General features: G+C 72.2%; 19 protein-coding genes and 1 tRNA gene. 11 read left to right on the top strand and 9 right to left on the bottom strand.

Going from position 1 to position 24,652, the window contains the following annotated elements:
- Nucleotides 1–246: 246 nt before the first annotated feature.
- The 4 genes from Q0Z83_RS32795 to Q0Z83_RS32780 all read left to right on the top strand — a co-directional run bounded on the left by Q0Z83_RS32795 (nucleotide 247) and on the right by Q0Z83_RS32780 (nucleotide 8,575).
- Nucleotides 247–3,012: a helix-turn-helix transcriptional regulator gene (locus tag Q0Z83_RS32795; RefSeq protein ID WP_317787104.1), complete on the top strand. Its 2,766-nt coding sequence runs from the start codon at nucleotides 247–249 to the stop codon at nucleotides 3,010–3,012.
- A 76-nt stretch (nucleotides 3,013–3,088) separates the two neighbouring features.
- Nucleotides 3,089–4,666: an FAD-dependent monooxygenase gene (locus tag Q0Z83_RS32790; RefSeq protein ID WP_317787103.1), complete on the top strand. Its 1,578-nt coding sequence runs from the start codon at nucleotides 3,089–3,091 to the stop codon at nucleotides 4,664–4,666.
- A gap of 70 nt (nucleotides 4,667–4,736) precedes the next feature.
- A complete protein-coding gene (locus Q0Z83_RS32785) occupies nucleotides 4,737–5,348 on the top strand; it encodes a hypothetical protein (RefSeq protein ID WP_317787102.1) in 612 nt (203 codons plus the stop codon).
- A 155-nt stretch (nucleotides 5,349–5,503) separates the two neighbouring features.
- Entirely contained in the window at nucleotides 5,504–8,575 is a 3,072-nt protein-coding gene (locus Q0Z83_RS32780; RefSeq protein WP_317787101.1) for an ATP-binding protein, read from the top strand.
- Here Q0Z83_RS32780 and Q0Z83_RS32775 read toward each other — a convergent pair.
- The 5 genes from Q0Z83_RS32775 to Q0Z83_RS32755 form a co-directional block, all read right to left on the bottom strand.
- The gene (locus Q0Z83_RS32775) at nucleotides 8,559–9,218 is read right to left on the bottom strand and encodes an ATP-binding cassette domain-containing protein (RefSeq protein WP_317787100.1); all 660 of its coding nucleotides are present in this window, start codon (nucleotides 9,216–9,218) and stop codon (nucleotides 8,559–8,561) included. The genes Q0Z83_RS32780 and Q0Z83_RS32775 overlap by 17 nt on opposite strands.
- 10 nt (nucleotides 9,219–9,228) lie before the next feature.
- Nucleotides 9,229–9,894, bottom strand: a complete 666-nt coding sequence (locus tag Q0Z83_RS32770; protein WP_317787099.1) for a DUF4097 family beta strand repeat-containing protein — start codon at nucleotides 9,892–9,894, stop codon at nucleotides 9,229–9,231.
- 88 nt (nucleotides 9,895–9,982) lie between these two features.
- Complete coding sequence (locus tag Q0Z83_RS32765) at nucleotides 9,983–10,312, bottom strand: hypothetical protein (protein ID WP_317787098.1); 330 nt, start codon at nucleotides 10,310–10,312, stop codon at nucleotides 9,983–9,985.
- Nucleotides 10,312–10,797, bottom strand: a complete 486-nt coding sequence (locus tag Q0Z83_RS32760) for a peptidoglycan-binding domain-containing protein (protein WP_317787097.1) — start codon at nucleotides 10,795–10,797, stop codon at nucleotides 10,312–10,314. Before Q0Z83_RS32760 ends, Q0Z83_RS32765 begins: the two co-directional genes overlap by 1 nt.
- 81 nt (nucleotides 10,798–10,878) lie before the next feature.
- Nucleotides 10,879–14,268 carry a TIR domain-containing protein gene (locus Q0Z83_RS32755; RefSeq protein WP_317787096.1) on the bottom strand — a complete coding sequence of 1,130 codons (3,390 nt, stop codon included), beginning with the start codon at nucleotides 14,266–14,268 and terminating at the stop codon, nucleotides 10,879–10,881.
- A gap of 11 nt (nucleotides 14,269–14,279) precedes the next feature.
- Here Q0Z83_RS32755 and Q0Z83_RS32750 point away from each other — a divergent pair, with 11 nt between their 5' ends.
- On the top strand, nucleotides 14,280–14,837 hold the full coding sequence (locus tag Q0Z83_RS32750) for a PPOX class F420-dependent oxidoreductase (RefSeq protein ID WP_317787095.1): 558 nt from the start codon (nucleotides 14,280–14,282) through the stop codon (nucleotides 14,835–14,837).
- Nucleotides 14,838–14,903: 66 nt separating this feature from the next.
- Here the strand turns inward: Q0Z83_RS32750 and Q0Z83_RS32745 are convergent, their stop codons facing one another.
- Complete coding sequence (locus tag Q0Z83_RS32745) at nucleotides 14,904–15,074, bottom strand: hypothetical protein (protein WP_317787094.1); 171 nt, start codon at nucleotides 15,072–15,074, stop codon at nucleotides 14,904–14,906.
- Between the two features lie 86 nt (nucleotides 15,075–15,160).
- Here Q0Z83_RS32745 and Q0Z83_RS32740 point away from each other — a divergent pair, with 86 nt between their 5' ends.
- The gene (locus Q0Z83_RS32740; protein WP_317787093.1) at nucleotides 15,161–15,340 is read left to right on the top strand and encodes a hypothetical protein; all 180 of its coding nucleotides are present in this window, start codon (nucleotides 15,161–15,163) and stop codon (nucleotides 15,338–15,340) included.
- A 159-nt stretch (nucleotides 15,341–15,499) separates the two neighbouring features.
- Here Q0Z83_RS32740 and Q0Z83_RS32735 read toward each other — a convergent pair.
- Nucleotides 15,500–15,584, bottom strand: a tRNA-Leu gene (locus Q0Z83_RS32735).
- Nucleotides 15,585–15,753: 169 nt separating this feature from the next.
- Between Q0Z83_RS32735 and Q0Z83_RS32730 the strand changes: the two genes are divergently transcribed.
- The 4 genes from Q0Z83_RS32730 to Q0Z83_RS32715 all read left to right on the top strand — a co-directional run bounded on the left by Q0Z83_RS32730 (nucleotide 15,754) and on the right by Q0Z83_RS32715 (nucleotide 22,120).
- Nucleotides 15,754–17,226: a fibronectin type III domain-containing protein gene (locus Q0Z83_RS32730; RefSeq protein WP_317787092.1), complete on the top strand. Its 1,473-nt coding sequence runs from the start codon at nucleotides 15,754–15,756 to the stop codon at nucleotides 17,224–17,226.
- A gap of 139 nt (nucleotides 17,227–17,365) precedes the next feature.
- Nucleotides 17,366–19,918 (top strand): fibronectin type III domain-containing protein, encoded by a 2,553-nt coding sequence (locus tag Q0Z83_RS32725; RefSeq protein WP_317797176.1) that lies wholly within the window; start codon nucleotides 17,366–17,368, stop codon nucleotides 19,916–19,918.
- Nucleotides 19,912–20,883 (top strand): AAA family ATPase, encoded by a 972-nt coding sequence (locus Q0Z83_RS32720; protein ID WP_317787091.1) that lies wholly within the window; start codon nucleotides 19,912–19,914, stop codon nucleotides 20,881–20,883. Before Q0Z83_RS32725 ends, Q0Z83_RS32720 begins: the two co-directional genes overlap by 7 nt.
- A gap of 148 nt (nucleotides 20,884–21,031) precedes the next feature.
- Complete coding sequence (locus Q0Z83_RS32715) at nucleotides 21,032–22,120, top strand: DUF58 domain-containing protein (RefSeq protein WP_317797175.1); 1,089 nt, start codon at nucleotides 21,032–21,034, stop codon at nucleotides 22,118–22,120.
- 339 nt (nucleotides 22,121–22,459) lie between these two features.
- On the opposite strand, the gene Q0Z83_RS32710 is transcribed toward Q0Z83_RS32715, so the two are convergent.
- Together Q0Z83_RS32710 and Q0Z83_RS32705 are read right to left on the bottom strand one after the other, a co-directional pair.
- The gene (locus Q0Z83_RS32710) at nucleotides 22,460–22,639 is read right to left on the bottom strand and encodes a hypothetical protein (protein WP_317787090.1); all 180 of its coding nucleotides are present in this window, start codon (nucleotides 22,637–22,639) and stop codon (nucleotides 22,460–22,462) included.
- Between the two features lie 72 nt (nucleotides 22,640–22,711).
- Entirely contained in the window at nucleotides 22,712–22,885 is a 174-nt protein-coding gene (locus Q0Z83_RS32705) for a hypothetical protein (RefSeq protein WP_317787089.1), read from the bottom strand.
- 329 nt (nucleotides 22,886–23,214) lie between these two features.
- Here Q0Z83_RS32705 and Q0Z83_RS32700 point away from each other — a divergent pair, with 329 nt between their 5' ends.
- The gene (locus tag Q0Z83_RS32700) at nucleotides 23,215–24,639 is read left to right on the top strand and encodes a DUF3488 and transglutaminase-like domain-containing protein (RefSeq protein ID WP_317787088.1); all 1,425 of its coding nucleotides are present in this window, start codon (nucleotides 23,215–23,217) and stop codon (nucleotides 24,637–24,639) included.
- The last annotated feature ends 13 nt before the right edge of the window (nucleotides 24,640–24,652 follow it).

The following is a 24,652-nucleotide window of genomic DNA, read 5'->3' as shown; positions in this document are numbered from 1 at the left end:
GTCCGGCGACCGGCCTTTGTGGACTCGGCCGGTGACGGTCACTCGATCGGGTGTCAACCATTGATCGATTGGCTTCGAAAGGTCTCATCCGGCAAGGTGCGCAGCGACACGACCGATGCTGATTGGTCAGACGGACAGAAACCATGCCGTATCGGCCGGTCGGGTGAGCCGCCGGCGCCCACTAAATTCCGGCGGACGGGGACTTTCGAGGTAATAGCGATCTTGTGAGGGAGACGGGTCGCGTACGTGACTGACCACATCATCGGGCGTGCCCGCGAGCTGGCGATCATCCGCGAGGCCCTGGACGAGACCAGGGCCGGCATCGGCGGCTGCCACGTGATACTCGGCCCACCGGGCATCGGCAAGTCGCGGATCCTGCGCGCCGCCGGTGACTACGCCGACGGCCGGGACATCGCGGTGGCCGCCCGCGAGGCGTTCCGCCACGACCTCGCCGCCCCACTGGTCTCGCTGGCCGGGGCGCTGCTGCAGTGCAGCCCGCCGACCGGGGAGTTCGCCTGGCTGGCGGGCCCGGCCGAGGCGGACTCCGGCAACCACGCCCGCATCCACCGGCTGCGCACCTCGCTGGAACGGTACGCGGCCGACAACCCGCTGCTGATCGTGCTCGACGACGCGCAGTGGCTGGACGAGTTGAGCGCGTTGGCCGTACGCGAACTGGTCCCCGCCCTGGCCTCCTCACCGGTCCGCTGGCTGCTCGCCGGCCGGCCCGGTGAGGACGGCACCCCCGGCACCGAGACCCTCAACTGGCTGGCCCGGTTCGGCTCGCCGATCACGCTCGGCGTCTTCGGCGAGACCGAGACGAAGGAACTGTGCGAGTCGGTGATCGGGGCGAGCGTCGACAAGACCGTCGAAGCGCTTGTCCCCGGCTGCGGCGGCAACCCGCTGCTGATCGAGGAACTGCTCTCCGCCCTGCGTGACTCCGGCCAGCTCGTGGTCGCCGACGGCATCGCCACGGTGACCGGCGAGGACCTGCCCGGCAGTTTCGTGTCGATAATCAATGGCCGGCTGGAACGCCTCTCCACGGACGCCCGATGGCTGCTGCGGGCCACGTCGGTGCTGGGCCGCCCGTTCGACCTGGAGGCGGCGGGCCGGCTGACGGACCGGCGACCGACCGGGCTGTTCGACCTGGTCGACGAGGTCACCGAGGCCGGGATGCTGGTCGAGGATCAGGACGGCCTGACCTTCCGACACGACCAGGTGCGCCTGGCCGTGCAGAGCGGCCTTGGCGCGATGAAGGCCCGCCAGCTGCACCGGGAGGCCGCCGCGATGGCCGTCGAGTCGGGCCGGCCGACCGCCGAGATCGCCGCGCACCTGCTGCGTAGTGGCCCGGCCGGCACCCGCGAGGCGGTCGAGCTGCTACGCGACACCGCGGCCCGGGTCGCCCCCGACTCGCCGGCCGACGCCGCCGAGCTGATGCAGCTGGCGCTGGACGCGATGGGCCGGCACGACCCGGAACGGCCGGAGATGGTCGCGGCGACCGTACGGCTGCTGGCCTCGGCCGCCAAGGTGGCCCGCGCCCAGGAGCTCGGTGAGGCCGCGCTACGGGCCGGTCTCGACCCGCCGACCCGGGCCTATCTGCACCTCGGGCTGGCCGAGGCGTGCAAGCACGCCGGGCACAACGCCCGCGCCGCCGAGTACGCCGAGGACGGGCTGGCCGGTCCGGCGGCCTCCCCACCGACTCGGGCCCGGCTGCACGCGATCCACGCGCACGCCACGTTCTACCTCGACGACTTCACCACCGCGGACCGGGCCGGAGCGGCCGCCGACGCGATCGGGCGCGAGCACGAGCCGGGTGCGGCGGTCTTCGGCCTGACCGCGCGCAGCCTCGTCGCGCAGGCCCAGGGGCGGCTCGGCGACTCCCTCGACCACGCGAGCGCGGCCACCGAACTGGCCGACCGGGCGGGCGGGACGGCCCGGCACCGGCATCCCCGGATCTGGCTCGCCAACGCGCTGACCTCGCTGGACCGTTTCGACGAGGCACAGCGGGAACTGGGTGCGGCCCGCCGGGAGGCCGAACGTCTCGGCACCCGCTGGGCCCAGCCGCTGCTGCACTACTACCTGTCCGCGCTGCTGACCGCCCGCGGCCGGCTCGACGACGCGGCCGCCGAGGCCGACGCCGGGGTGACCGTGGCCGAGCAGGAGACCGCCCACCAGCTGATCGTGCCGCTGCTCGGCACGCTCATCCGGCTCGCCGTGCTGCGCCGTGACCTGGGGCAGGCGCGCGCCCACATCGAGCGGGTGGCCGGGCTGATCGCCTCCGGGATCACCGCGCCACCGGAGGACGTCGAGTGGCCGCGGGCGATGCTGTTCGTGGCCGAGGGTTCGGCCCCGGCGGCGGTGAGTGCGGCCGCCCCGATCTACGACACGCTCCGGGACCGCCCCACCCTGATCGTGCAGCGGCCGACCGCGGCCGGCGCCCTGGTCCGGATGGCGCTGGCCGCGGGCCGCCGGGACCGGGCCGCGATCGTGGTCGACTCGGCCGCCCGGCTGGCCGTGGCCAACCCCGATTCGCGGGCGGCGGCCGGATCGGCCGCCCACGCCGCCGGTCTGCTCGATCAGGACCCGCAGCGGCTGGCCGTCGCGGTGACCCGGTTCCGTGCGGCGGGCCGGTCCCTGGCGCTGGCGTCCGCGCTGGCCGATCTGGCCGTGCTGACCCGCAGGCGCGACGAGCACTACGAGGAGGCGATGGAGCTGTCCGCCGAGTTCGGCGCGTACAGCATCCGGGCACGGCTGGACGCCGGCTTCGGCGCCGCGGCCGGGTCCGGGATCGCCCGGACGCCGATCCTGCCGCTGCTGACCAGGGTGGAACGCGAGGTGGCGCTGCTGGTGGCCGACGGGATGACCAACACCCAGGTGGCCGACCGGCTGTGGAAGTCACCGCACACGGTGGACACCCACCTGCGGAAGATCTTCAAGAAACAGGACATCCGCAGCCGGGTGGAACTGGCCAAACTCGTCGCCGAGGAACGCGCCCGTTTTCCCGGGGACACGTGATACCGGCGGCGGCCCGGCCGGACCAGCATGACGGTGGGTGACCCGCACCCTGCCCTGACGCTGGAGCCGAATGCGCATGCCTGATCCACGTATCGCCGTGCTGGTGGTCGGTGCCGGTCTGACCGGTTGTGTGCTGGCCCTGGAGTTGGCCCATCACGGAATACCGAGCATGGTGGTGGAGCGGGCCGCCCGAATACCCCGGCAGCCCGAGCTCAACCTGGTCAGCGGACGCAGCATGGAGTTGCTGCGCCGGCTCGGGCTGGCCGAGCGGATCCGCGAGCACGGCACCGACCCGGACAGCCGGGCCGCGGTCGTCTGGAGCCGGTCGATCGACGAGCCGCCGGTGCTGGTCACCGAGACGCCGTCGCCCGGCGAACTGCGGCGCCGGTACGCGGACACCGCCGACGGCAGCACCCCGGTCGAGCCGTACACGCTGGTGACCGGCACCGGCCTGACCACCGGGCTGCGCGGGGCGGTCCGCGAGCATCCGCTGATCGACCTGCGGGAGGGGTGGACCTTCACCGACCTGCGGGCCGGACCGGACCGGACGGTCGCGACCGTGCTCGACGGCGGCAGCCGCAGCCGGCACGCGATCGAGACCGGGTATCTGGTCGGATGCGACGGGGCGCAGAGCACCGTACGTCGGTGTCTCGGGGTCCCCCTGGACACGGCGACCGCCCCGGCGTACCACTGCACGATCCACTTCCGGACCGGACAGCTCGGTGACCCGTTCGCCGGACAGTCCACGGTCATCGCGTCCGGGGTGACGTTGAGCCGGCAGTCCGGCTCCGACGTGTGGATCGGGCAGCTGCCCCTGGACCAGGGCGACAGCGCGGTCACCGACCCGGCCGCCCTGCTGCACCGGCGGCTCGGTGTGCGGCTCGACGCGGAGCAGATCCTCGGGGTCACCCAGTGGCAGGAGACGCTCGGCATCGTGGGCACCTACCGGCGGGACGCCGTCTATCTGGCCGGGCAGTCGGCGCACCCGTTCCACCCGCCGGGCCATACGGTGGACACCTGTCTGGGTGACGCCGTCGACCTGGGGTGGAAACTCGCGGCCACGATCGGTGGGTGGGCCGGCCCCGGTCTGCTGGGCAGCTACGAGACGGAACGTCGGCAGCGGGCGGTCCTGGCCCGGGAGTCGCTGTCCCGGTCGCTGTCGGCGCGGCAGCGGTTCCGGCGGTTGGCGGCGGCCGGCGCCTCCGCCGATCATCTGGCCGGGGTGCTGCGCACCGAACCACCGCAGATGGACCCGTCCGGCACCCTCCCAGGCAGTGGTTTCCGCACCTCCGAGGTGGTCTGGCGGGAGGCGGGCGATCCGTTGCCCGGGGTGCGGCCGGGCAGCCGGTTGCCCGCCTTGCGGACGAACGACGGGCGGCAGTTGTACGACCTACTGGGCCCCCGATTCACGCTGCTCGACCTCACCGACGGTCAGGACGGCCGGGAACTCGCCGACATCGCGTGTGCACGTGGCGTACCCACCGTCCACCTGGCCGTACGCGACGCGTCGGTGCGGGCCAGGGCCGGATGCGGGCTGCTGCTGGTGCGTCCCGACCAGCACGTCGCGTGGCGGGGGACGGGTCGTCCGTCCGGATGGGACGACGTTCTCGACGTGGTGACCGGACGCCGCGCGCAGGACCCCGCGATTACGTGATGGTGCGGTTCCGGTGATCCGGCCAGGCTCGTTGGCACGCAGGCACGACCAGCGAGAAGGACTGAGGGCGATGACGACGGCACCAATCGATCCGGTCACCTTCCAGGAGTTCGGCCCCACCGTCGTGGCGCGATGGGTGGAGCGGCTCTCCGGCAACATGTCGTCCCGCCGGAACCACTGGCAGACCAAACTGATCTACTACCGGGCCGCGGTACGACTGCTGGAAACCGTTCCGGCGCCGAAACCGACCTGGCGCAACATCCTGACGGCCGCCGACGGTCGGGGCTGCCGCAGCACGTTCTACGAGGTGGCCGGGTCCCGGGCCCGGCACAGCATGGTCGACGAGCTGATCGGTGACGGCAGCACCGACTCGATCCAGATCGCGTTGCGGTATCTGCGGTCCGACCCGGTCGAGCAGCTCATCGACGAGACCAAGGTGTGGTCGTTCTGGCCGTACCGTCAGGGATCGACCAGGCGGCTGGCCGCCGCCGCGGGCCCGGAGACCGCCGAGCGGGAACTGGCCGCCACCCTGCTCACCTGGGCCGACCGCAATCCGGTGTTGGCCGCGGCGGTCGGGCACGCCCCACCGGCCTGCGCCGTCGAGGACCTGACCGTGATCCACGGTGGTCGGGTGTCCGGCACGCAGGCCGAATACCGGCTGCGGGAGTTGCTCGCCCGCTGATGACCCGTCGGCCGCCGGAAACGGGGTCGGCCGACGGTGGACGGCCCGGTGCCGGTCGCGGTGGCGGCCGTGTCGGCACCGGGCCTCCGACCGGGTCGTCCGGGGCCGTGGACGCGTGCCCCCGGCGGGCCGTCGGGCCATGCGATCATGCTGCGGTGCGTGTCGTGTTGCTGGGCCCGGTGACTGCCACTTCGGACGACGGCGCTGCGGTCGACGTTCCCGGCACCCGGCTGCGGATGCTGCTGGCCCGGCTCGCACTGGCCGCCGGTCGTCCGGTTCAGGCCGACACGCTGATCGACGACCTGTGGGGCGAGCACACCCCGGCCGGTGCCGCGGCGGCGTTGCAGGGCCTGGTCTCCCGGCTGCGCCGGGTGCTCGGCACGACGGCGACGGTGGACTTCGCGGCGGGTGGCTACCGGCTGCCGATCGGTCCCGACGATGTGGACGCCCACCGGTTCGAGGAGCTCGCCGCCCGGGGGCGCCGGGAGTTGGCGGCCGGCCGCCTGGAGGAGGCCGCGGACACGCTCGGCGCGGCCGCCGGGCTGTGGCAGAGCAGCGCGCTCTCCGACGTCCAGGACGCCCCGTTCGCCCGCAACGCCGCGGCTCGCCTGGAGGAGCTGCGCACCGGTGCCGCCGAGGACCGTTTCGAGGCGGAGCTGGAACTGGGCCGCTACCGCCGGATCCTGGCCGACCTGAGCGCCGCCGCCGTGCACCGGCCGCTCAGTGAACGGCTCGCCATGCTGCGGATGCGGGCGTTGACCGCGGCCGGTCGGCAGTCCGACGCGCTCGCCGTCTACGAGCGGATCCGGACCGCCCTCGGCGACGAACTCGGCGTCGACCCCTCGCCGGAGCTGCGTGAACTACACCTGTCGCTGCTGCGCGGGCAGCTCGAACGCCCGGTCGCGCCGACCGCTCCGGCCGCCCCGGCGAGCCGCCTGCCGGCCGGGGTCACCAGTTTCGTCGGGCGTGAGGACGAGCTGGCCGGGATCGCCCGGCTGATGGGCACTGCCCGCCTGGTCACGATCGTCGGACCCGGCGGCGCGGGCAAGACCCGGCTGTCGCTGGAGGCGGCCCGGCGGGATCCGGCCCACGACCCGGGCCGGGTGTGGTTCGTGCCGCTGGCCGGTGTCGCCGACCCGGAGCAGCTGGCCGACGCGGTCCTCGGGGTGGTCGGCTCCGCGCACGGCCGGCTCTACGACAGCGGGCCGCGGTCGGCGCTCGACCGGCTCGTCGAACTGCTCGACGTCGGTGACGCCCTGCTGATGCTGGACAACTGCGAGCACCTGGTGGACGCGGCCGCCCGGCTCGCCGACGAGTTGCTCGGCCGGTCGGCCCGGCTGCGGATCCTGGCCACCAGCCGGGAGCCGCTGGCCATCACCGGCGAGGCGCTGTGCCATCTCGGGCCGTTGGCGCTGCCCGCCGGGGAACCCGATCTGGGCACTGCCGCCGGTGCCGCCGCGGTGCGTCTGTTCGTCGACCGGGCCGCCGGGGTCCGGCCCGGGTTCACCCTGGACGAGCGGACCGTCGACGCGGTGGTGGAGATCTGCTGGCGTCTCGACGGGATGCCGTTGGCGTTGGAGCTGGCCGCGGTGAAGCTGCGGTCGATGGCTGTGGACCAGATCGTCCGTGGGCTCGATGACCGGTTCCGATTGCTGACCTCGGGCAGCCGGACGGCGATGCCGCGCCAGCGCACCCTGCTCGCCCTGGTCGAGTGGAGCTGGGACCTGCTCGACGAGCCGGAGCGGATCCTGGCCCGGCGGCTGTCGATCTTCCCGGGCGGGGCGGGCCCGGCCGCGCTGGAAGCGGTCTGCGCCGATCGGGACCTGCCGGAGCGGGACGTGCTCTACGTGCTGGACGCGCTGGTGGAGAAGTCGATCGTGCAGCAGCACGGCGGCCGCTACCGGATGCTGGAGACCGTCCGCGCGTACGGCGCGCAGCAGCTGGCCGCGGCCGGCGACGACGTCGCGGACCGGTTCGCCGATCACCACCTGGAGCTGGTCGAGCGCCTGGAGCCGCTGCTGCGCACCCGCGAGCAGCTGACCGCGTTCGCCGTCCTGGACACCGAGCACGACAACATCACCGCCGCGCTGCGGATGGTCCTGGACGCCGGGGACGCCGTCCGGACGTACCGATTCATCAAGGCCCTGTTCTGGTATTGGGCCAACCGGGGGCTGAACGCCCAGCTGGAGACGTTCCTCGCCGCGTTGTGCGACCTCGGCGACATCGCGCCGGACGGCGCCCATCAGGCCCTGGCTCTGGTACGGACCACGCTGCGCGCCCGGGAGGTCCATCCGGCACGTCTGCTGTGGATCTGCCAGCAGGCGTTCTCCCCCGAGGCCGATTTCGATCAGGCGCTGACGTCGTCCGATCCGTGGACCCGGGCCAGCGCGAACTGGGCCCACAACTTCACCCTCGTCGAGCACGGCGATCTGGACGGCGGCGCCCGGGCCCGGGAGGAGGCGGTCCGTGGTTTCGAGGCGGCCGGCGACCGGTGGGGTCTGGTGATGAGCCTGCTCGCGATCGGCCGGCTGCCGTCGTTGCGCGGCGAGTACGCGGTGTCGATCGCCGCGTTCGAACGGGCCGTCGCGATCAGCGCCGAACTCGGCACCGAGGACTATCGGTACTGGTCCCGCAACCGGCTGGCGCGCGAGCGGATGCGGGCCGGTGACCTCGACGGGGCGCACCGCGATCTGCGGGCCATGCAGCAGCGCGCCGGTCGGTGGGGTCGGCGGCGGGAGGCGGCGCTGCTGTTCGGGGTGGCCGGCTGGCAGCGCCGCTCGGGTGATCTCGCCGCGGCCGAGCGCACCCTGGACAGCCTGTCGGCGCGGGTGCGCGATCTGCCGTACCCCGAGGAGATGGCCCTTGATCTGATCGACGGCACCCGGATGATGAACCGGCTCGCCGCGCGCGACGCCGCCGGTGCCCGCGAGTTGCTGCCGCGTGCGGTCCGGCCGAACCTCACCCGCGCGCAGAGCAACGGCCTCGCCTGGGCGGCCGAACAGGTCGGTGAGTTGCTCGCGCTGGAGGACCGGCCGGGCGACGCGGCGACCGCGCTGGGCTGGAGCCAGGCGATCCGCGGCGCCTTCGACCAGGGCGAGCCGGTGCTGCGGGACCTGGTCGCCGGTCTGGTCACCGTTCTCGGCGACCAGACCTTCCGGCAGCGGTACGACGAGGGCGCGCGTCTGCCTCGCGAGGAGGCGTTGCGGCGGCTCACCGCAGCGATCTGAGCACCTCGTCCAGGCTGGGCAGCCGCAGGCCGAGTTCGTCGACCGGGATGTCGGCCGCGTCCAGCCGCCGGACCAGCGCCGACATCAGCATCGGATCGCCGGCCGGCACGCTGAGCAGGCCGGTCCGGTCGTCGCGGGCCGGGACCGTCCCGGTCATCTCGTGCAGGATCGCGGCCACCGCGGCACCGTCGGCGGCGACCGTCGCGCGCACCTGCAGGATCCGGCCGCCGGTCCGTCGTCGCAACTCCCCGGCCCGGCCGGAGGCGACCACCCGCCCCCGGTCGAGCGCGATCATCCGGTCGGCGAGCTGCCCGGCCTCCTCCGGCAACCGGGTGGTGAGCAGCACCGCGGTGCCGTCCCCGGCGGTCCGGCGGATCTGGTCCCACCGCCGGTCGCGGTCGTGCGGGCCGAGCCCGGCGGTGGGTTCGTCGAGCAGCAGCACCCCCGCCCGCCGGACCGCGACCCGGCCGGCGTCCGGGCCGGTCAGCCCGGACAGCACCCGGATCAGGGTGGTCTTCCCGGACCCGGCCGATCCGAGTACCCCGGCCACGCTGCCGGCCGGCACCCGGAGGTCGACGCCGTCCAGCGCGACCGTCCCGCCATATCGTTTGACCAGCCCTTCGACGTGGATCGGATACGACATCGCGGGCCCGTCACCGACTGTGCGCCACGATGTCGCCGTAGTCGCTGGTCGCGTGGATCTCCAGGTCGGCGGTGCCGTCGTTCTTCAGGCGGTTGTCGACGCGCCCGTACGAGACACCCGCGTTCAGCACGGCCGAGACACCCGCCGCGGCGCCGATCTCGATCGCCCCGGCCCGGACCCGCAGCACCACCGAGCCCCGCACCGCCTCGGCGATCCGGATGTCACCTTTGCTGACGGTGATCTCGGCCGGGCCGGTGAGCCGCCCGAGCGACACGTCACCGGCGGCCACCTCGATCCGCGCGCTCGCCGCCTCCTCGACGACGATCGGGCCCTGGGCGGTGTCGAAGACGAGGTCCCCGAGCCGGCCGGCGGCCCGGAACTCGGCGGCCGCCGCCCGCCCTTCGACCCGCGACCCGGCGGGCACCCGGACGGTCACGTCGACCGAGCCGGAGTTGCCGAAGATCTGGTTCTTCGCGGTGGCCGCCTCGATCCGCAGCACCCCGTCGGCGTACCCGACCGTGGTCTGCTCGGCCGCCCGCACGTCACGTTTCCTGGTGGGGTCGGCCGGCCGTACCTCCACCGTGGTCTCGGTGACGTCGGCGGCGGTGACCGCGACCCGTCCGGCCGGGATGTCGAGGATCGCGGTGATCGGGCCGGCGGTGTCGAACGTCTGCATCATGGTCTCCCTGTGGTGTGTCGTGTTGACCCACAGACCATGACCGCGACCGCTGACACCGCTCTAACACCGCACTGACAGCGGCCGGTCAGGCCGCCGTCTCGTCGCCTCCGGTGGGGATGTCGATGCGCTCGGTGTGGTCGGCGCCGATCACCTCGACGCCGCGGGTGCCGATCAGTCCGGTCAGGTCGAGCTCCACCACATACGGCATGATGGCGGGCTGGCCGATCGCGGGCATGCTGCCGACCACCTGGATGCCCCAGTACTCCGGCTGCTGGATGTAGGTCAGCGGCCGCAGCGTGACCTCCATGTTCGCCCACGGCTTCGAGCCGGACACGACGAGCTTCGGCGGCGGCGGGGGATAGATCATCAGGGTGACGGCCTCGGCCCGCTCGAAGTCGATCAGGTGCTCGCCCATCACTCGGCAACCGTGTGCTGCAGACCCGTCACGAACTCCAGTGCCAGCGGCGGGGCGGTCCAGGTCTGCTGGCCGACGACCCCGTCCGCCTCGAGGCCGGCCCAGCTCTGGAACGCCCGTACCGCAGCCTCGGTGTTCTTGCCGAAATGCCCGTCGGTGCCCTGCGGGGTGGTCTCCCACAGGCCGGCCGCGCCGAGTGTCAGGACCTGCTGGAGGCTGCGGACCGCGTCGCCCTCGGAGCCGTTGCGCAGGGTCGGCATCGGGTTGCCGTCCGGCAGTGCCTTCCAGGTCGCGGCGTCGACGACACCGGTGGCCGGCAGCCCGGCCGCGGTCTGGAAGGCCTTGGTCGCGGCCTCGGTCTTGGGGCCGAACTTCCCGTCCACCGCGAGTGTGGTGTCCGGGGTCCGCCGCAGCGCGCGTTGGGCCTGGCTCACCGCTTCTCCGCCGGCGCCCGGACCGACTGTCGGCTGTCCCTCGTTGGCCATGATGACTCTCCCTGCCCGGCGACGTCACGTATCGATGAGGATCGACCTCATCCTGGACGTCGCCGGGTGCCGGGTCAATGGTCAGCGGGCGCAGGTGAGCTGGTAGGGCAGCTCCGGGATCTCGCGTGCCCACTCCTGCGGGGTGAGGCCGCGGCTGGTGATGGTGCAGCCGAACGCGGCCGGATCGGTCCGCAACGAGTGGAGATCACCGAGATCCCAGAGGGTGAGCCGCCCGTCCCAGCCGTAGTCGGTGCCCACGGCGAGGGTGTTCCCGTCGCCGCTGAACCGCATGTCGACCGGGCTGTGGTACTGGTCGAGTTTCATCCGGGCCAGCTGCACCGGTTTGGCCGGCTGCGACACGTCCCACAGGATCGCCCACGAGCCGTCCTCGGCGGTCGCCACCGTCTTCCCGTCCTGACTGAACGCGACCGCGCTGACCTTGTACTCGTGCCCGGTGAGCGTGGTCAGCCGGCGTGGCGCGGCCGGGTCGGTGACGTCCCAGAGCATCGCCGTGTGGTCGTAGCTGCCGGTCATCACGGTCTTGCCGTCCGGGCTGAACCGGACCGCGAGCACGGTGCTGCCGTGCCCGTTGAGGACCGACAGCTGCCGGGGCGCGGCCCGGTCGCTGATGTCCCACAGGCTGACCGTGGAGATGGCGGTGACGGCCATCGTCCGGCCGTCCGGGCTGAACGCCACGTCCCCGACCGAGGACAGGGTGAACGTCAGCGTGGTGATCCGGGTGGCGGTGCCACCGGCCACGTCCCAGATTTCGAGCTTGCCGGACCCGCCGATGGTGAAGGTACGCCCGTCCGGGCTGAACGAGAGTGAACCGGGCGACGAGATCGCGGTCCGGATGCCGGCCACCGCCGTCGGGTTCGCCGGGTCGCTCACATCGGTCAGGACCACCACGTCGTCCTCGGCGCCGGAGCCGGCGATCACCGTCCCGGCCGGGCTGATCGCCGCCGGACCCCAGCCGCCGAGCCCGGGAACCTCGAGAGTGTGCCGCCGGGTGGGCCGCTGCCGGTCGGTCACGTCCCAGAACACCGCGACACCGTCGGCCCCGACCGTGGTCACCGACTTGCCGTCGGCGCCGTACGACATGGCCAGCAGCATGTCGTCGTGCGCCTGCGACTCGGAGAGCTTGTGCGGGGCGGCGAACTCGGTGGTGTTCCACAGCACCGCGGTGTCCGCGCTGTCGACGGTGACCACGGTCCGGGCGTCGCCGCTGAAGGTCAGCGAATCGATCCCGCCGGTGCCGGTCATGTCGGCGATCTGCCGCGGATAGGCGCCCATCTGCCAGAGAATGGCCCGCCCGTCGCTGTCACCGGAGGCGAGCAGGTAACCGTCGGCACTGAACGTCAGCGACAGCATCAGGGTGGTCGGGTCGTACTCCAGCTGCGCGGTCCGTACCGGCTTGGCGGTGTTGGTCAGGTCGTAGAGGTCCAGGTCACCGAGGCTGTTGCCGATCGCCAGCAGCGGCTGCGACGGGCTGAACGCCAGGGCGAAGACGGAGACGGCGGTGCCGGTCGGGATGGTCGCCCGCGCGATCGGCCGGGCCGGGGTGCTGATGTCCCAGATGTGGGTGCCGTTGACGCTGTCCACCAGGGTCCGGCCGTCGGCGCTGAACACGAAGTCGTCACCCGACGAGACACTGCCGGTCAGGGTGGACAGCTGCCGCGGGCTGGTGCGGACCGAGATGTCCCAGAGGGTGGCGTAGCCGTCGGAGCCGGTGCGGTCTCCGGTGACCAGGATGCGCCCGTCCGGGCTGAGTGCCACCGAGTGGAAATACCGGTCCTCGGGCAGCGCGGCGATCCGCGACGGGCGGGCCGGGACGCTGATGTCCCAGAGTTCGGCGACGCCGTCGCGGGCCAGGGCCAGCACCGTCCCGTCCGGGCCGAGTGACATGACGTTGTTGAGCGGTCCGGCGGCGCCGATGGTGGCGAGCAGTGTCGAGTCGGCCCGGTCGGTGGTGTCCCAGAGTGACACCACGCCCGCGTCGCTGAGGGTGATCAGCAGGCTGCCCGGTCCGTGGACGGCCGAGGCCACCCCGGCGATGTCGCCGGCGTACCGGGTCGACGCGATCAGGTTGGCCACCGCCCGCCGGGTCTCCGCCTCCGGGTAGATCTGCTGCGCGGCGATGCCCCGGCGCAGCGCCGTCTGCGGCTCGTCCTGCAGGGTGGCCTTCGCCTCGTTGATCAACCGGCGGCTGATGGCGATCCGTTGCTGCTGCTCGGCGTTCGCCTTCTCCCGTTCTGCGTTGGCCTTCTCGCGTTCGGCGTTGCCCTTCTCCCGTTCGGCGTCGGCCTTCGCGGCCTCGGCCCGGGCCTGCTGCTCACGGGCGATCTTCTCCTGCCGACGCGCTTCGGCGGCCGCCTCGGTGGCGAGTTTCTCCTGCTCGGCGGCGATCTTCTCCTGCCGGCGGGCCTCCGCACCGGCCGCCTTGGCGAGCCGTTCCTGCTCGGCGGCGATCTCCTGCTGCCGCCGGGCGTCAGCGCCGGCCGCGGTGGCCAGCCGCTGCTGTTGCCGGGCGATCCGGGCCTGCTCCTCGGCCCGTTCCTGCTGGCGGCGCATCTCCCGCGCCGACTCCCGGGCCAGCGCGTTCTGCCGCTCGGCGAGCCGCTGCTGTTCGACCGCCCGGGCCGCGGCGCTGTCCGCCCGGGTCAGCTGCTTCTGCGCCTCGTCGGCCGCGTCCCGCGCCCGGGCCTCCTGCCGTTCGGCCATCTCCTGCTGCCGCTTCGCCTCGTCGGCGAACTTGGCCGCGCTCCCGCGCTGCACGGTCGCCTCCTGCTGCTGGCGGACCGCCTCCATCGCCGACGCGTTGGCCTCCGCCGCGTTGCGGAACGCGAACAGACCGGCTCCCGAAGCCAGCAGCGCGAGCAGCGCCAGCGACGTCACCGCCGCCCACCGCAGCCGCCCGGCCCGCCGGTGCTGCCGGACATCCTCACCCTCCAGATCGTCCTTGGTCACCCCGTGCATCGGGGCCGCGAGCTGGGCGATCGCGTCCCGGAACCGGGAGTGCCGCAAACTCGGATGCCGGTCGTCACGCGCCCAGCGCAGGTCCAGGTGCAGCGGTTCCTCATCAAAGACACCCCGCAGGGCAGGTGGTACGGCAGTCGACGACTCGTCGAAGTCGCGGGTCCGGCGGTCCCACTTCCATTCACCGTCGGTGACCACCGGCAGGATCCGGTCCGCCGACTTGGTCGCCACCCAGTGTTCGATCTCCCGGTTCACCCACGGCGACTGTGCCGCCTCCGGCGAGGCCATCAGCACGAAATAGTCGGAACTGTCGATCGCACGCTGAATGGACGACCACAGTGCGGGGGTCACCGACAGGCCGGTCTGATCCCGGAAGATCCACAACGCCCGGCGGCGGTTCCACGGTTTGGCCAGGTGGTGAAGCCCTCGTTGGACGGCCGGTGCGAGCCGCCCGTCCGCCGCGTGACTGTACGAGATGAACCCGTTGTACGACACGGTCATCGATTGTGCACGATCTGTTGATCGTCGATGTCTCCGGCGGGCCCGCCGGTTCTCCTTCCTCCCGCGTCGCGGTCGCCCGCCTGCCCGGCGCCCTCGTCGGTCACCCCGGCGTCCGGCTCGGCTTCGGCGGGGGTGACGATGATCCGAGCATCGGCGAAGTGACGACGAAGGGCGGCGGCACGATGAGCGTGAGCAGCGAGATCGCGGCGAGCAAACAGGTCAGCCTGACCACGTACCGCAAGGACGGCACCGCGGTCTCGACTCCGGTCTGGCACATCATCGACCAGGACACCCTGCTGATCGTCTCGGAAGCGGACGCCTGGAAGGTCAAGCGGATCCGCAACAACCCGCAGGTCCAGGTGACGGTCTGCGACATCCGGGGCCGGGTCGCACCAGACGCCCAGCCGGTCCCCGGCACCGCCCGCCTGCTCGACGAGGCCGGCACCGAACGGGCCCGCGAACTGCTGGCCCGCCGCTACATCACCTCACGAGTGGGCAACTGGTTCGCCAAGACCTTCGGCGTCAAACGCAACCCGATGATCGCCATCGCCATCACCCTCTAGTCGAGCCTGCCGCCGCTCACTTCGATCGGCAACCATGCTTTCCCCGCTGTTGATCAACGGGGTGGCCTACGTCGAGTTGTCCGTCGACGGCAGGTTCCGGGGTCGGGACACCACCGCGCCGTACAGCTTCCCGGTCACCACCAGGCAGGCGTCCTGGTACCTGTGGACCGTCGTTGACAGGGCCGGGAACGCCACCAGCGTCGAGCGCCACATCTTCGTCGACACGAAGGCGCCCACGATCAGGAAGCTGACCGCGCCGAAGAAACAAGGCCCGCGTACACGGCAAAGTGACGGTGACGCTGTAACCCGACGACGATTTCAGCGTGGTGCCCCGCGCCGAGCTGCTGGTGAACGGCAAGGTCGTGGCCACCGCGACGAAGTTCCCGTACCGGCTGACAGTCGACACCCGCCGCCAGAAGAAGACGATGAAGGTCCAGATCCGCGTCTACGACAAGGCCGGAAACAACAGAACCACCCCGATCCGTACGTGGTACCGCCGCTGACCCACCTCGATCAGCCCGGCTGGCCCCACACGACATCGTCGCGTCTCCAAAGCGCGTCGACGAGACCGGCGGCCGGGTCCGCACCCGAGCCGGCGTTGCTGAACAGCAAAAAACCCCGGTAGGAATCGCTTTAAGCGAATACCTACTGGGGCTTACCTGTGTCCGAGGGGGGACTTGAACCCCCACGCCCGATAAAGGGCACTAGCACCTCAAGCTAGCGCGTCTGCCATTCCGCCACCCGGACCTGCTCCGTACAGCTTAGCGGGGCCGTCTCCCTGGCTTTCACCTGGGTTTTGGCTGCCTGCTCAGCGGCACGGACAGAACTATATACGGCCCCGACGCAGGGTCGAAGCGGGGGCCGGTCGTCGGGCGGGGTGTGGCGCCGGGCGGGGGAAACGGGCAGCATGGCGGGCGTGTCTCGGTCGCCTCTCACCCCTGCCATCGAACGTGCGCGTGCCCTGATCTCCTCCGGTGATCTCGGGTCGGCTCAGGTTCTGCTGGAGCGGGCGGTGGAGTTGGGGCGGGAGAACCTCGGGGAGGACGATCCGGACGTTCTGACCGCTCAGCGGGAGTTGGCCGGGGTGTTCCTGCAGTCGGATGATCCGATGGCGGCCCGGCGCATGCTCGAGGACGCCTACGCGGCCGGGCAGTGGCGGCTCGGTGACAGTGATCCGCTCATGCTGCACATCTCCCACGACCTCGGTGTCGTCGCTCAGGAGTTGGGCAACCGGCACGAGGCCCGCAAGGCGTTCGGCCGGGTGGCGGCCAACGGGCCTGCGGCCCTCGGCGAGGGCCACCGGTTCGTGGTCCAGGCACGGTCCTACCTGGGAGAGGATCCTTCAGGCGCGACGGTACGGCCGGACGCCCCGCCCACCCAGCCGGCGCCGGTCCCCAGCCCCGCGCCCCCGCCGCCGACCGTGACGCCGGTCGCCGACCTGACGCCCGCGCCTCCGGTGAACGACGTGCTCCCAGTGCCGCCGGTGAGCAACACACCCCCGGTGAACAACGTGGCGGCGGTTCTGAACCCGGCCGTCGACGTGCCGCCGGTGCCGCAGCCCCGGACCGGGGAGGTGGATGCCCGGGCGGCGCTGGAGCGGCCCACCGACGTGCTCCCGGTCACCCGGCCCGACGGGCGTTCCGGGAATCCGTGGGATGCCGCCCCCGCGGTCCCGGAGCAGCGGCGACCGGTTCAGCAGCCTCCGCAGCCGGTTCAGCAGGCCCCGCTGCCGGTTCAGCAGGCTCCAGTGCCGGTTCAGCAGGCCCCGTATCCGGTTCAGCAGGCTCCGCTGCCGGTTCAGCAGCGCGGGCCGCAACCCGTTCACCAGGGCGGATACGGTTCTGTGGATAACCCGCAGGTCGCCTACCAGGGCGGATACCCGCCACCGCAGCACGTGCTCCCGCAGAGCACCGAGTGGCCGACGACACCTCAGGTCGAATCCGGGGCGGATGGGGCGTACCGCAAGAGGGCTTTTGCTGTTGGTTTGACCGTTGTCGCGACGCTGGTCGCGCTGGTCGCGGTGGGTGCCCTCGTGGTCGTGCTGATGAACCGCGAGGGGAAGAAGGAGGAGGGGCCGGTCACACCGGTGGCCACCGCCTCGGCCGGGCCGCAGCTCGGCGGTGCGCCGCCGACCAGGGTCAAACTGACCGATCGGGGTGCGTCGATCGATGTCAGCTGGCGGGATCCGAGCGGCGGGAAGGCGCCGTTCATGATCACGATGGCTCGGGAGGGTCAGCAGCTCAAGCCGGTCGCGCAGGTCGGCCTGGGCAAGACGAAGACCAGTGTCGACGGCCTGAATCCGAAGCTCCAGTACTGCTTCGCAGTGGTCGCCGTCTATACCTCGGATCTGTACGCCAGTTCGACTCAGGTGTGCACCGAACGGGGCTGAGTTGTCCACAGGCGCGGGACACGGGTATCGACGCGGACCGTCGTTTCGCTAAGGTGGCCCACGTCGTTCAGGCGGCGACACGGGGAGGGCAGCCGCAGTGACCAGCACTGACGCCACCACACCGGGGCGTGGAAGCCGGATGTTCAGCCGGGGCCGACTGGTCACGATGGCCACTGTCGCCGTCCTGGTGGCCGGTCTCGGGCTCACCGTGCGCGGGCTCGGCGCCGCCGATGACGCGCTGGCCAGCTTCGACGCCGCGTCGTGGGTGTGGAGTAAGGGGGCCGGCGAGCTGGCCCGGGTCAACGGGGTGAGCGCCCGCATCGACACCCGCGCCAACGTGCCCGACGGGCTGCGTCACCAGGTGCAGGTCAGCCAGAGCGACCGGTTCGTGCTGCTCCGCGACGTCAACACCGGTGCGATCGCCTCGATGGACCTCACCGACCTGCAGGTCTACTGGAATCAGCAGTCCCAGCCGGGCATCGGCGTGAGCGTGGCACTGCACGGCGACGACGCGTTCGTCATCGACGCGGTGCAGGGCAAGGTGCAGCAGGTCGACCCGTCGAGCGTGCAGCCGGTGGGCGAGCCGCTGCAGTTCCCGCCGGGCATCAGCGGCGGCGTCTTCGACGGCTCCGGCCGGCTGTGGGTGGCCGTGCCGAGCGAGGGCACCGTGACGTCGATCGCCTCGGGTGAGGCGGGAGCCACCCGGGTGCGTACCGATCCGGTCGCCGCACCCAGCCACGACCTGGCCGTCACCGCCCTGGACCAGGGCATCGCCGTCCTCGACCGGACCACGAACGCGCTGGTCCGGGTGGATGAGAAGGGTGCCGGCCAGCCGACCACGCTGCCGCTGAACTCGCCCGGTGAGCTGCCGCCGCGCTCCGAGGACGACATGATCGCGATCACCCTGCCGGACGAGCGGCGGGTCTTCACCGTCACGCCGGCCGGTGTGCGTGACGTCACCATCCCGGATTCGGGTGGCGAGCTGCGGCCGGCGGTCACCTACCAGGGTTATCTGTATGTGCCGGAGAACGACGGCACGGTGCACGTCTTCGACAGCACCGGTAAGCAGCAGGCGCCGATCGACATCGACCGGCCCGGCGGTGACCTGGAGCTGGAGGTCCGGGAGAACCGGCTGTTCATCAACGCGCCCGGCTCCTCGACGGCCCGGGTCGTCGACGACAACCACGAGGTCCACAGCGTCGACAAGTACGACGACAACGTCCTCGGTGGTGACCCGCCGCCGGTGAAGGCGCCGCCCGCCCCGCCGAAGCAGGAGAAGCCGAAGAAGCCGCAGGCCGCGAAGCCCGGCGCCCCGCGTAGCGTGCGGGCCGCGGCCGGTAACGCCGAGGTCCGGGTCTCCTGGCAGGCCGCGCCGGACAACGGCGCCGCGATCAGCAAGTACGTGGTGGCCGGCGCGGGCCGCACCTTCCAGGTCGGCGCCGATCAGCGGTCGCTGGTGGTGGACCAGCTGATCAACGGCCAGAAATACAAGTTCGGGGTGCACGCGGTCAACCGCAAGGGTGACGGGCCGGGCCGCAGCAGCAACGAGGTCATGCCGACGGCCGAGGTGCCGGACGCACCGGGCGCCCCGGTGGCCGAGGCCAAGCCGGACGGCACGGTCGCGGTCACCTGGCCGGCCGCGAACGGGCAGGGCCACGACATCGTGCGGTACGCGGTGACGGCCGTGACCGAGGGCGGCACCGCCCCGATCGGTGAGGCGACCGGCACCGAACTGACCGTGGCCGCCGGCCAGGTCGAGTTCGGCAAGTCGTACGCGTTCACCGTCGTCGCGATCAACGACATCGGCGCCGGGTCCAAGGCGTCCGCGGTCAGCAACAGCGTCGTGCCGTTCGCCGCTCCGGGCGCTCCGGAGAACCTGGCCGCCGCCACCGTCGCCGGGCAGGCCGGGGCCGTGTCGGTGACGTGGACCGCGCCGGCCGACAACGGGCGGCCGATCACCAAGTACGTGGTCAAGGCCGGCGGTAAGGAGACCGAGGTCACCGCCACCTCGACCACCCTCACCGAGCTGGGCAACGGCACCAACGTGCAGGTCGAGGTGACCGCGGTCAACGAGGCCGGGCCCGGGCCGGCGGCGACCGCGTCGGCGCGTACCGTGGCGGCTCCCACGGTGACCGTCACCGGGGTGGACCCGACCTACAACACGGCGAAGGTGACGTTCTCGGTGAACAACGGCGGTGGTACGACCACCTGCACGCTCACCGTGACCGGCGGCGGCAAGGGCTCCACCGGCAGCTGCTCCTCACTGAGCGCCAGCGGTCTCAAACCGAGCACCAGCTACACGTTCACGGTCACCGCCAAGAACGCCGCGGGCAACCAGGCCAAGGGCATGGCCAAGACCACCGACGCCCTCTACGGCACCGCCACCTGCATCAACGGCAAGACCGGCGACCAGAAGACGTACTGCGACAAAGACGTCGACGGCCGCAACGGCAACGAGATCTTCAAGGTCACCAGGCAGGACGACGACCAGCAGGCGGGCTGGGTCGAGAACGGCACGAAACTCAAGACGTACTGCAAGAAGGCCGGTGAAGAGGTCTACGCGTTCGTCTACAACGACGACAAACGAAGCACGTGGTGGATCCAGGTGGACTACAAGGGCAAGACCTACATCCCGTGGGCGTGGCTGAACCTCGACGGCGGGGACGACCTGGGAGACCTGTCGACGTGCTGACCCCCGCCCACATCCAGGGCTTCGCCGACGTCGCGAACGAGCTGGCCACCCGCATCGGCACCGTCGTGCTCGGCAAGCCCGAGGTGGTCCGGCTGGCGCTCACCGCGATGTTCGCCCAGGGTCACGTGCTGCTCGAGGACGTCCCCGGCGTCGGCAAGACCACCCTGGCCCGGGCGATGGCCGCGTCCATCCGCGGGCAGTGGCGACGCATCCAGTTCACGCCCGACCTGCTGCCCTCCGACGTGTCCGGCGTGACCGTCTTCAACCAGGCCAACCGCGGGTTCGAGTTCCATCCCGGGCCGGTCTTCGCCAACCTGGTGATCGCCGACGAGATCAACCGGGCGTCGCCGAAGACCCAGTCCGCGCTGCTGGAGGTGATGGAGGAACGCCGGGTCACCGTCGACGGCGTGCCGCATCCGGTGCCGCAGCCGTTCCTGGTCGTCGCCACCCAGAACCCGGTCGAGATGGACGGCACCTACCGGCTGCCCGAGGCACAGCTCGACCGGTTCCTGGTCAAACTCTCCGTCGGCTACCCGTCCGAGGAGGTCGAGATCGAGGTGCTGCGCGGCGCGGCGGTCCGGTCACCGGACGGCCTCGAACCGGTCACCGACACCAACATGATCGGCGAGATGACCCGGATGGTCGCGGCGGTGCACATCGCCGACACCCTCTACGCGTACGCCGTACGCCTGGCCGCCGCCACCCGAAACCACCCACAGGTCCGCGTCGGCGTCAGCCCCCGTGGTGTGATCGCCCTGACCCGGGCCGCCTCCGCCTACGCGCTGATCAACGGCCGTGGCTACGTCCTCCCGGAGGACTTCAAGGACCTGGTCGAGCCGGTCTTCGCCCACCGGGTGCTGCTCTCCGCCGACGCCCAGCTCCGTGGGGTGACCCCGGCCGAGGTGCTCGCCGACGCGCTGCGTTCGGTTCCCGTCCCGCTGCCCGACCAGCACGTTCCGGCCTGATCCGTTGCGCCGCCGTAACTCCGCCGCCCGCTCCCGGGTCACGGCCCGTTTCCGGGTTACGGCCCGTCTCAGCGGCGTACCCGGCTCCCGGGTTACGGCCCGTCGCAGCGGTGTTTCCCGTTCCCGGGTCACGGCCCGTGGCGTCGGCCTGATCGTCGCGGCGTTCGCACTGCTCGGGGTCGGTTTTCGCTACGGATATCCGGATCTGGCGCTGCTCGGGGCGTCCGCTGCGCTCGCCGTGGTGGCGGCGGTGGTGTTCGCGTTCTGGCGGCCCCGGCTCGGCGTGACCCGGGTGGCCGATCCGGATCGGGTCGCCCGTGGCGAGCCGGCTGACGTCACGCTGACCATCAGCAACACCAGCCGGATGCGGGCCGCCACCCTGATCGCCACCGATCGCTGCGGGAGCACGTCGGTCGAGGTGCCGCTGCTGCGGTTTCGGGCCGGGCACGACACCGTCGAGACCTATCCGGTGCCCACCCATCGGCGCGGGCTCGTGCCGATCGGGCCGCTGCATGTCACCCGACGTGACCCGCTCGGGCTGATCACCCTGGCCCGGGGCTATGGCGAGACGATCGTGGTGCGGGTCTATCCGAAGGTGCATCCGCTGCGTGCGGTTCCGGCCGGGCTCACCCGGAGCCTGGATGGGAGCGTCGACAAGGTGCCGCACGGGTCGATCACGTTCGACACCCTGCGTGAGTATGTGCCCGGGGACGAGTTGCGGCGGGTGCACTGGCGCAGTAGCGCCAAAGTGGGTGAGCTGATGGTCCGGGAGCAGCTCGACACCGCCGAGCCGACGATCGTGGTGCTGCTCGACGACCGGGCCTCGGCGCATCAGGGGGACAGTTTCGAGGACGCCTGTGAGGCCGCGGCTTCGATCGTGGTGGCCGCTGTCCGGGAGGATCTGCCGGTCAGCCTGCATCTCGTCGGGGGCGGCGCCACCGGGCCGCATCTGGATGTGCTGACCGAGGCCTCGCTCGGCGACGGGGATCTCGCGGCCACTCTTCGCCGGCTGCGGGCGCAGAAGATCGGGGACACGCTGATCTTCCTCACCGGGCCGGGTGGGCGTGCGGATCTCGGCGCTGTCAGTGGGCTGCGGGGGGTGTACCCCATCGCGCTCGCCGGGATCCTCGGCGACCGTGACTCGTCGCCCGCCGCCGCCACCGACCGCCTGCTGGTGATCGAGGCCGCCGACGGCGCCGAGTTCGCCGCCGCCTGGGACGGGATGCGCGGATGGTGACCCGCGTCGGCATCAGGGATGCGCGGATGGTGACCCGGGCGGGCATCGGGGATGCGCGGACGGTGATCCGGGCGGCTGCCTGGGATGCGCGGACGGAGACGCGGTCCGGCGCCGGAGGTGGGTCGTGCGGCTAGCGGGAATCGTGCGCCGGGCCGTCGTTCCGTTGGCCCTCGTCGGCATGCTGGTGCTGGCCGGAGCGGTGCTGGGGCGGATCTTCGCCGATGATCTGATGTTCCGGCTGGCGGCCGGGGCCGCGGTCGGGTCGGTCGGCGCCGGGGTCGCGATGCGGCGGCTGCCGTCGTGGGCGGTCGCGCCGATCTCCACCGTTCTGCTCGGCGGCTATCTGGCGCTCGCCCTGCACCTGGCCTCCGGAGCGGCCGGGCTGACCGCCGAGGCGGCCCGGGACGCGCTCGGAAACGGCATCCCACGCCTGCTCACCGCGATGATCCCGGTCGAGACCGCGCCGGACACCGTGGTCGTCGCGGTCGCCGCGATCTGGATCGCCGGGCTCGCCGCCACCGAGGTCGCGGTACGCAGCGGGCGGGTGCTGCTCGGCTGCGTGCCACCGGTCGCGGTGTACGCGGCCGCGCTCTACGTGGTCGGCCCGAACGCCTCGGCGGCCACCGGATTCACGCTCGCCCTCGCCGGGCTGGTGGTGACGGCTCTCGCCGCGGCTTCCGGAACCGATTCGGGCACGCCCGCGGCCGTCCGGGTGCGTGCGATCGGCGGGGCGGTCGCCGGACTGGCGGTGCTGCTCGGCGTCATCGCCGCGGCCGGACCCTGGGTCGGCGATCACGTCACCGCCACCCCTGTCGACCCCCGGCGGTACGTGCAGCCGCCCCGCGTGGACAGCCTGGACGAGAGCCCGTTGAACCGGATCTCCGGTTGGGCCCTCGACCCGGCACAGCCACTGCTCGAGTTCCTCCCCGGTGACGCCACGGCGACTCCCGCCCCGGCGCCCTCCGCGTCGGCACCCACGCCGGGAAAGAGCGCGACCGGAAAGCCGGCCGGGGAAGAGCACGGCCGGAAAACCCGGTCCAGGAAGCAGCGCGACCGGAAAACTCGGTCCAGGAAGCAGCACCGCCGGGCCCGATGTGCGACTGCGACTCGCCGTCCTCTCCGACTACGACGGCGTCACCTGGAAGGTCGGCGGCGTCTACCGCAACGCCGGCCGGGTGCTGCCCTCACCCGACGTTCCCGGCGGAACCGCGGTCACCGAGACCCGGCAGCAGATCACCATCACCGGGCTGACCGGCCGACTGCTGCCGGCAGTGCCGACACCGACCCGGATCACCGGCGCGCGGGTCGCCTACGACCCGGCCAGCGGCACCCTGATCAGCCCCGAAGGGCTCACCGAAGGCCTGCACTACACGGCGATCTCCGAGGTGCAGAATCCGGACCTCAACCAGCTCCCGATCGCCGACGTGCCGTCCGGCGACGCGGTCTCCCGCTACCTGACCATCAGCGCCGGAGCACCCGAGCAGGTGCAGAAACTGGCCGACTATCTGGCCGAGGGCAACGGTGCGCCGTACGACAAGGCCGTCGCGATCGAGACGTTCCTGGCCGAGCACTACCAGCACGTCGCCGACGCCCCGAGCGGGCACGCGTTCCCCAACCTGCGGCACTTCCTGTTCGGCCGGCGCGACATCGGCGGGCAGAAGGGCACGTCGGAGCAGTTCGCCGCGGCGTACGCGGTGCTGGCCCGCATGACCGGCCTGCCCAGCCGGGTCGTCGTCGGGTTCACCGCACCGGCCGCCGGTGGCGCGGTCACCGCCGGGGACGCACTCGCCTGGCCCGAGGTCTACTTCGACGGGCTGGGCTGGGTGGCGTTCGACCCGATGCCGAAGACCGATGAGGTACGCCCGGTCGAGGAGGATTTCACCCCGCCCACTCCGAGCCCACCGCCGTCCCAGTCGGAACCGCCGCCGCCCACCGCCACCGACTCGGCCTCGGCCGGGCCGGAGATCGCCGCGCCGCCCACAGCTGCTGGTCCGTCGGCGGTGCTGGTCGCGTCCGGGACGTCCGGGGGAGTGCTGCTGCTGATCTTCGGGGCGGCCGGTGCCGTGGTCGGGATGCGCAGTTCCCAGCGCAAACGCCGGCTGACCGGCGGGAGTCCCGGGCAGCGGATCGCGGGGGCATGGCTGGAGTTCACCGACGCGTTGCGGCTGGCGGGCCGACCGGTCCCGGCGCATCTGTCGGCGACCGAGGCGGTACGGCACGCGGCGGTCGTACCCCGGCCGGTGCAGCGGACCGGGCTGTTGCGCCGCGCCGTCCCCGATCAACCCGAAGTCGACGAGCCGCCGCTGCCCGGACTGGACGGGCTGGTGGATGCGGTCAACACGGCCGGGTTCGCGCCGGAGGCCGCCGACGCGGGGCAGGCACAGGTCGCCGGAGCGCAGGTGGTCGCCTATGCTGCGGCGCTGCGCGAGCGTCGCTCCTGGTGGCGGCGGTTCTGGTGGTCCGTACACCCGGGGCCGTTGCGTTGGAACCGCAAACCCGCCGCCGACCCGCCGCGCTGAACCCCGATGCCGC

The organism is Actinoplanes sichuanensis (genome assembly GCF_033097365.1).
Taxonomy (GTDB): domain Bacteria; phylum Actinomycetota; class Actinomycetes; order Mycobacteriales; family Micromonosporaceae; genus Actinoplanes; species Actinoplanes sichuanensis.
This window is presented reverse-complemented; position numbering and strand designations above follow the sequence as displayed.

Bases quoted from the DNA above. Each gene is read 5' to 3' on its own strand.
- Q0Z83_RS32790 (WP_317787103.1), top strand. From the start codon at position 3,089: ATGCCTGATCCACGTATCGCCGTGCTGGTGGTCGGTGCCGGTCTGACC.
- Q0Z83_RS32785 (WP_317787102.1), top strand. From the start codon at position 4,737: ATGACGACGGCACCAATCGATCCGGTCACCTTCCAGGAGTTCGGCCCC.
- Q0Z83_RS32775 (WP_317787100.1), bottom strand. From the start codon at position 9,218: ATGTCGTATCCGATCCACGTCGAAGGGCTGGTCAAACGATATGGCGGG.
- Q0Z83_RS32770 (WP_317787099.1), bottom strand. From the start codon at position 9,894: ATGCAGACGTTCGACACCGCCGGCCCGATCACCGCGATCCTCGACATC.
- Q0Z83_RS32765 (WP_317787098.1), bottom strand. From the start codon at position 10,312: ATGGGCGAGCACCTGATCGACTTCGAGCGGGCCGAGGCCGTCACCCTG.
- Q0Z83_RS32760 (WP_317787097.1), bottom strand. From the start codon at position 10,797: ATGGCCAACGAGGGACAGCCGACAGTCGGTCCGGGCGCCGGCGGAGAA.
- Q0Z83_RS32725 (WP_317797176.1), top strand. From the start codon at position 17,366: ATGTTCAGCCGGGGCCGACTGGTCACGATGGCCACTGTCGCCGTCCTG.
- Q0Z83_RS32705 (WP_317787089.1), bottom strand. From the start codon at position 22,885: ATGACGCCGAGCAGCACCGCCAGTCCGGCGACCGCCCCGCCGATCGCA.